A 7388-nucleotide genomic window follows, 5' to 3' on the forward strand; every position below is an offset into this window, starting at 1 on the left:
ACCGCGAAGTCCTCGTGATTCGGATAGACCTCGAGCTGCACGGGGCGTGGCAGCGTGATCTCGTATTTCTTCTGATAGGTCGCCAGCGCGCGCTCGAATTCGGGCTGAATGTAGAGGCGCAGTACGTCGGCCTCTTTCTTGTCGAGAAGCAGAATGGTCTGGCCTTCGCGGAACGTTTTGAAGTCGCCGTACTTATCCATCAACTTGAGGGTGTTCTTGGTCGGTAAGTCGGCGTAGTGGTTGTTGAAAGCCAGTTCAAGCTCCTGGTGGGCTTCGCTTTCGCGTCCCAGACGCATGAGGTTCAGGCCGAGCTGCGAATGAGCACTCCAGAGATCGGGCTCGACCGCGATGGCCTTGCGGAAATAAGTAATCGCGTCGTCGTAGCGTCGGTTCAGTTGAAGGAAGAAGCCGATCGATTCGTAACCGGCGCCGTCTTTCGGGTGCTCGGTCGCGATCCGATTGAGCCACTCGCCGGCATCGCGATGTTCGAGTAGATCGGCAGAGGCGTTGATGGCTTCGGCGGCCATGGATTTCGCGTTCAGCTTGAGTGCCGCGGCGGCTTCCTCGCGCGCGGTCTTCAAATCGCTGTCTTCGAGAGCGAGTTTGGCGAGCAGCTCGCGCGCTTCAACCAGATTGGGATCGGAGGCGAGCGCTTTGTGCGCTTCATCGATCGCCGAGCCTTCGAAATCTTCTTCCGCGATGAGAGCAAGGCCGAGGTGCGCGCCGGCGTTCTTGGGATCGATCGCGAGCGCTTCGTTGAAGAGACCCGCGGCGTCCACGGGAGCGAAACGTTCCAGCAGCAGGCGTCCCCACCGAACCTTGAGATTCGCGTCTTTCGGATGCTGCTCGACGAGCGCCCGGAAGGCGTCGTTCGCGCCGAAGTAATCGTGCTGGCGCCAGAGCGCTTCGGCTTGGTTGCTGGAGGTCTGCGCGGTCAATGCCGCGGCAAGCAACACTCCAAGGAGAAATCTCATCGATCGATTTCCCCCTGCGTCTTGGCGAGTTCGATCAGGAGCGCCGTCAGCTGCTTCTTGTAATCGGCCTCGTCCATCGTGTTCTTCTGCTGCTTCAGCGCGTCGATCTTGGCTTCGAGATCATCGCGCTGGGCCATCAAGTGCTTCTTCGCGGGGTCCGCTGCCGCACTGGCCGCACTGCCGAAACGGACGACAGTGAACAATCCTGCACGCGACGAATCGCTGATCGCGGGATGCTCGGTAGCGATGCGCTTTTCTTCTTCGTAGAACTTCGCGGTCTTATGCTGCGCGTAGGTAAACGCTTCAAGGGCGCTGATCGATTCGTTCTTATCCGTATCGGCCGTGTTGTCGTGCAGGGCCTCGATCCAGAAGCGCGCGAACACCGTGGCGTTGCGTTCCATTCCGTCGCGGGTCGCGGTGACAACGATGCGGCCCGGATGTTCCAGCGGCTTCAACACCGCGCCACTCGCGCTGGTGGTATCGGCAACGAGTTGCTTCGATGCCGGCACGCGGTTCAACATTTCGGCCAGTTCGTGCGCGCTTAGATCGGGGCCGGGGATGTTGAACTTGTAATCGTCGCCGTCGAAACTGCCGTGGCCGATCATGAGGAGAACCAGAGCGTCCGCCGGGGTTGCCTGATGCGCGATTTGATCGAGCGCAGATTGAATGGCCGCTTTGTTCGCTCCCGCCCCCTTGAGTTCGGTGACGGCGGAATCGCCTCCCGGAGCATTGAACGCCTTGGCGGCTTCATCGGCTAATCCGCTGAAGCGCTGCTCGTAATCAGGTTCGCCGCCAAGCCCGGCGATGACGAGGTAGAACGTTTTCGCCGGACACACCACGGGCAGCAGCGCCGCCAACCACAGAAGCCGCTTCACACGATTCCCCATCGCCGCCGCAGCAGCCATTCGGAGCCGCGCAACCCGAGCGCTAGCAGCAGCACGATCGGCATGTCCCACAAATCCAGCAATTCGTGTTCGGAAATACCCGCTTCGGAGTAGGCAATTTCATCGGCCAAGTGACGCGCCTCGCGGGGCGTATAGTAATGACCGCCGGTTTGCGCCGATAGTTTCTCCAGCAGGTCGCGATTCTGTGTCGAACGGAAGTTTTCAGCCACGCCGTCGTCGCGGCGGAAGGTAACCACGTCGCGGCCGATCTCGCCGGACGGATTGGAAGCCGTCACTTCAGCCAGGTAAGCGCCGGCTCGGGGAGCGGTCCATTCGCCCGTGTAAACGCCCGTTTCCGATGCCGCGGGCTGCAGTTGCAGGGTGGCGTTGACGCCGTCCGGTCCGATGAAATGGGCCTGGACGACTGCGCCGGCGAGCGGCTGATACGTCTTGTCGCGCACTTCGACCCGCAGCGGGACCTTATCTTCATCCGCCAGCACCTGCTTCGGCGTCGATGCGGAAACCGTGCCGGGAGTGTCGTTCACCAGCCACCGCGTCATCTGCTGCCAGAACGAAGCCAGCGTCTTGTCGGTGTGTTCGGAGCGCATCTGCCAGCGCCACATCCCGCCGGTGGCGAGGACCGCCGTGCGTCCGCGTCCGTACGCTTCGGTCGTGAGCAGCGGTGTTTTGCGATGTCCCGGCGGGATGATTTCGGCGAGCACGGCAGCGCCGGGTTTGGGGTCGCCCACCGCTTGCCAGTTTGCGATTTCCGGCATTTTCTTCCAGCGCTGCTCGTTCTTCACGGGGTCGTCATCGATGCGAGTGAGCGCGCTATCCAGACCCGCCGGCGCCAGCTCGGTGTTGGAATAGACGCGCTGGAACGTGGTTTGTGTGGCCGGCAGGTGGACCGGCAGCATTTCGGCGATCGGGGTCGCGCCGTAACCGCCGTCGGAAAGCGCGAACCGGCCGCCCAGGAACAACACGCCGCCGCCGCGGCGTCCCGCGAATTCCTTGATCATGTCCTGCTGCGCGGGGGTAAACCAGTTGGCTTCGGTGCTGCCGATGATCAGCCCGTCGTAGGCGAACAGTTCCTCGGGCTTGGCCGGGAAGCCGGCTTCGAGTTCGGACGGATCGCTCACGCCTTGCCGGTAAATCTTGTTGGGCGTGGTGCGGAGCATGCTGACCAGCTGGATTTGAGGATCGTCATCCGCGGCGCGGCGGATGAACTTGTATTCCCAGCGCGGCTCGCCTTCCACATATAGGACGCGCGGCTTGCGGCCGGACACATTTACCAAACGAGAAAGCGCGTTGTTCTGAACGTTGTCTTCGTTGGGCAGCGGGTCGACCCGCGCAACCAGATTGAGCGCGCCTGCCGGACCCGCGTTCAACACCAGCGGGACGGCCTGATTTTCGTGCGTGAGATCGACCGTTTCCGACGCGAGGATCTTGTCGCCGTCGGCCACAGTGACGCGCGCCTTTTCGCCGGTGCATCCGGTCTGGTGCAGCGCGACCCGCGCTTCGATGCGCGATCCGGCGAGCGTGCGCTGCGGGACGGCGAAGTCTTCCACTTCAACGTCGCGGCGCAGCTTGTCTTTGCCGAAGCCGATCGTATTAACGGGGATGCGCGTCTGTCGCAGGCGCTGGATGGTGGCGAAATCGATCCCGCCGGCATTCTCCGCGCCATCGGTCAAAAGGATCGCGGCGCCGAAGGGCAGCGAGGTTGACTCCGTCGCGATGTCGCGCAAGCTCTGGGCAATCCGCGTTACGTTGGCATCGGGCGGCTGGAAGAAGCGCGTCTGATCGACGCGTTCCGCATCCGCGCCGAACCGGTATAAGCGCACCTGGAAACGGCGTCCGAGAGAATCGAGCAATCCGTTATGCAGCAGCTTGGAAGCGGCGTCGAATCGCGTCTGGCCGTCTTCGTCTTTGATCGCCATGCTCCGCGAAGAATCAAGCAGAACGGCAACGATGTTCTGCTGCGGACGCAGGGTCGCGACGCTGATCGCGGGATGCCAGAGAAGCAGCAGCAGCAATGCGATCAGAGCGGTCTCGAGACTCCAGATCGTGATCCGGCGAACCTGCGAAAGCAAATGGGCGTGACGGCGAATGTTCCAGAAGAGCAGCGCCCCGCCCGCAATCACCAGCAGCAACAGCACCCACACCGGTAGCGGCGCGAGCAACAAGTAATGCCCACGCGAGAACACTGCCGGAGGATATTTGAACAGAAGCTCAAACATGAGAAGGGACCCTCAGTGGGTCATTGCATAGATGATGTAGTTGATTCCTAAACGATAGGCCTGCGACGTATATTTCTCAGGATATTGCGGATTGTCGGCGTGCTCCCAGGCATCGCCGTCGTCCTGATTGAAACACATGGTGACCATGAGGCGGCCGCGGTCGTCGTAAATACCTCGCCAATGGGGGACAACGCCATCCTTCTCATAAACCTTACCGCTATAGACGTATTGCAGCCCCGGAACTTGTACGCGATTTTCGAGATCGTAAAGAACGTGAAAAATCGGATCTTTATCTTCGATTTCGACGATGGGACGGTCCGGAAAGATACGGCTCATGCTGGCGACGAACACTTCCCACTCATACGTTCCGTGAAAATCGTCGACCATCAGGAAGCCGCCGCGTAGGAAATACTCGCGCATCATTTTTACTTGCGCATCGGTCAGGTCCCAGTGGCCGACTTCGACGGCGTAGACCCAAGGCCAGTTGTAGACCTCGTCGGTGTTCATGTCGATCACCTGCTCGGTGGAGCGAGTGTGGATGCGCGTGAGGCGGCGAACGCCTTGCAGGAACTGGCGGTCGGCTTTCGGGAAATCGGTGGGCCAGGTGCCGCGCTCGCCGGCGTATTCGGTGTAGCGGCCGGAGGGATAGCGCAGGCGGGCGAAGGTCCACTCGGTGCGCTCGAACGCGCCGGGCGGAACTGTAGTGGGATTGTCTTCTTCGCCGGGATACTGTTTGAACTGGGCCTGAAAAGCGAAAACCGCGCTAATGGAAAAGCACAGTACAACGATCGCCGGAAGCGCGATGCGGACCCGCATGGGAACGACTTCTGGTATGGTCCGAGAATAACATGGGGGGCAAAGTTCTATTAGCCGCGGACGAACCACATATGGCCGCGGCCACCCTGGGGAAAACGCGGAAGTAGGCGCCTGCAAACCAGTATTTGAAACGATGCAAATACCGCTCTCGCGCGCTAAATCATCACGCGGCAGTGAACGAAATTCCGGCAAAGGTCACGACGCTCGCTTCGTCGATATTCCACTGCTCGTAGCGATGCACTTGTCCTCGCGCCTGCGGAACAGCTTTCAGAAAGGTGTAGATCGGCGCGGAGCCGCACCAGCGCAGATCGTCCCGATTTTGCTGCACCAGATCCCAGAAACCCGACGCATTGCCGGCCGCGATCTGCTCATTGCGCGCGGCATCGCGTGACGCGACTTCCGCCAGGTGGCCTTCGTTCGCGCGAGCGCTGACGCGGTCCCCGTACCGGCGGCCGATGTGCGCCATGTCGACGCCGAGCACCCAGGCCACGCGCTCGCTCTCCGCCGCCGCAATCTCGCCGAGTTCGCCCAGCACGCGCGCGACGCCTTCGTCATCCTCCGGCATCCCGCGTCCGTAAATACTCTGAACAAACGCGCCGCAGAGAATCGGAACGATCCGAATATCGGGACCATACAGCCACTGCAAGAAGAGCACTTGGAACTCGATGGAATGCTCGACCGAGTGGCAGTAATCCTCGACGGTGACGCCGGAAGCCGCGCGCGAGGCGAGGCGATCGATCATCGGCAAATCGATCTGCGTGCGGCCGAGAGGCGTTTCGAATGGCTTGCGCGTGAGTCCGAACTTCTCCGGTTCACCGTAATGCGACGTCCCGAGAATGATGAATGTTCGCTCTCGCGCGCGGCGGGGCAGCATCCGGTATGCGGCACGATACGATTGCCAGCCGCCGAACGGACTCACGTGCGGCGCGGCAATCGCCATCACGTCATTCGCCTGGGTCGGGGAATCGGAGGCATCGAGATATCCGTTCATGGTCTCTCGCAGCGCGTTGAGTTCGTCGGGATATCCGCCGCCCGCCTGCGCGGCCGTTCTCACCGGCGCCTCGGCAAACCGGCGCTCGCGCTCCTGCTTGCGCTGCGCGAATGTTTCGTCATCCAGGAAGGCACTATCGCGAAGCGCGGCGTGCAGCTGATCGCACAGCTGTGTGGTGTCCAGATGTCCGGCGATGCGAACCAGCTCGGCCCGCAGATCGAGTGCGCTGTGCTCGCCGTCGAAGAATTCGAGACACGGCGCGAGGGCCCACGGAAGGATCACAACGGCGTCCGAGTACCGCATGGGATCGCGGATCAGTAAGCCGGGCCGGTCGGCAGCCGGCGACGGCATGATGTCAAGGTCGCGCCGCAATGCCGCCAGCATCAACGATTCCGGGCCGGAGCGGCTGCCTCTCGGTCCAGCAGATCGCGCACCAGAGCTTCCAACTCCGCGATGCGCGACTGTAGGCCGGTGAGCGTCTGAGCGACGGGATCGGGCAGCGTCCCCTGCTGGTGCAAATCGGGCATCGAATCTTTGGACCGAACAATCTTGCCGGGAATTCCGACGACGGTGCTGTTCTCCGGAACGGATTTAACGACCACCGAGCCCGCGCCGACTTTCGATCCGCTGCCAATCGTGATATTACCCAGCACTTTCGAGCCGGCTCCGAGAACGACGCCGTCGCCGATGGTCGGGTGCCGCTTGCCGGGCTCGGTTCCGGTCCCGCCCAGCGTCACGGCCTGATAAATCAGAACATCGTCGCCGACCTCGGCGGTTTCGCCGATCACCACCGCCATGCCGTGGTCGATGAACACACGCCGGCCGATCGCGGCGCCGGGATGGATCTCGATTCCAGTGATCCATCGCGCGTATTGCGAGATCATGCGCGCCGGCAGATACAGCTTGGAACGGTACAGCCAGTGCGCGACGCGGTGTGAAATCGTGACGTGGAAGCCGGGATAGCAAAGAACCACTTCGAGCGCACTTCGGGCGGCCGGATCTTCGCGGAGGATCGTACGGACGAGCTCGCCGAGTTCACCAAACATGCGCACCCTGATTGTAAGAGATGCGGGTAAGACGGACGAGGGTGCGGAAGCGTTTGGACTGGCGGATTAGTGCGAGAATCCGGGACCCGGCAAAGAGATCTCGAAAACCCGCGCCGATTCTTGTCCTTTGCAACGGCCCTCGGAATGCAACTAAGTGCGCGGAGATACAAAGTGCGTAAACTACTGTTGACCGCGTTTTTTGGGATTGCCGTTGGAATCGGTTCCCTTCAAGCGCAAGCTGTGATACGAGTCGGCCCACCGAGACCGCTTGTAGAAGTCCGGGGCGTTCGCCCCAGCCCCAACCATGTATGGGTTGCCGGCTATCATCGTTGGGATGGAAATGCCTACGCTTGGAATGCGGGCCGATGGGAAGCACCACCCCGTCCGCACGCCGTTTGGGTAGCGCCCCGCTATCGACATACGCGTGACGGCTATGTCTT

General features: G+C 61.5%; 7 protein-coding genes. All 7 read right to left on the reverse strand.

Translation table 11 applies throughout. The annotated features are described in order from the left end of the window. Positions 1 to 974 (reverse strand): tetratricopeptide repeat protein (locus H1Y01_RS16715; RefSeq protein ID WP_180541643.1); only part of this gene is annotated, 974 nt, incomplete at its 3' end. Then, the gene (locus H1Y01_RS16720; protein ID WP_219341636.1) at positions 971 to 1849 is read right to left on the reverse strand and encodes a hypothetical protein; all 879 of its coding nucleotides are present in this window, start codon (positions 1847 to 1849) and stop codon (positions 971 to 973) included. The genes H1Y01_RS16715 and H1Y01_RS16720, both read right to left, overlap by 4 nt. Further along, positions 1846 to 4095 (reverse strand): glutamine amidotransferase, encoded by a 2250-nt coding sequence (locus H1Y01_RS16725; protein WP_180541644.1) that lies wholly within the window; start codon positions 4093 to 4095, stop codon positions 1846 to 1848. The genes H1Y01_RS16720 and H1Y01_RS16725 overlap by 4 nt, the downstream gene beginning before the upstream one ends. 12 nt (positions 4096 to 4107) lie before the next feature. After that, a complete protein-coding gene (locus tag H1Y01_RS16730; RefSeq protein WP_180541645.1) occupies positions 4108 to 4911 on the reverse strand; it encodes a DUF4159 domain-containing protein in 804 nt (267 codons plus the stop codon). 163 nt (positions 4912 to 5074) lie between these two features. Beyond that, positions 5075 to 6274 carry an AmmeMemoRadiSam system protein B gene (amrB, locus tag H1Y01_RS16735; RefSeq protein ID WP_219341637.1) on the reverse strand — a complete coding sequence of 400 codons (1200 nt, stop codon included), beginning with the start codon at positions 6272 to 6274 and terminating at the stop codon, positions 5075 to 5077. A gap of 11 nt (positions 6275 to 6285) precedes the next feature. Further along, positions 6286 to 6948, reverse strand: coding sequence for a serine O-acetyltransferase EpsC (gene epsC, locus H1Y01_RS16740; protein ID WP_180541647.1), 663 nt, complete (start codon positions 6946 to 6948; stop codon positions 6286 to 6288). Between the two features lie 180 nt (positions 6949 to 7128). Next, the coding region (locus H1Y01_RS19765; protein ID WP_257644471.1) for a hypothetical protein at positions 7129 to 7388 on the reverse strand (260 nt) is incomplete at its 5' end.

Source organism: Nevskia soli (assembly GCF_903970205.1).
Classification (GTDB): Bacteria; Acidobacteriota; Terriglobia; order Bryobacterales; family Bryobacteraceae; genus Bog-113.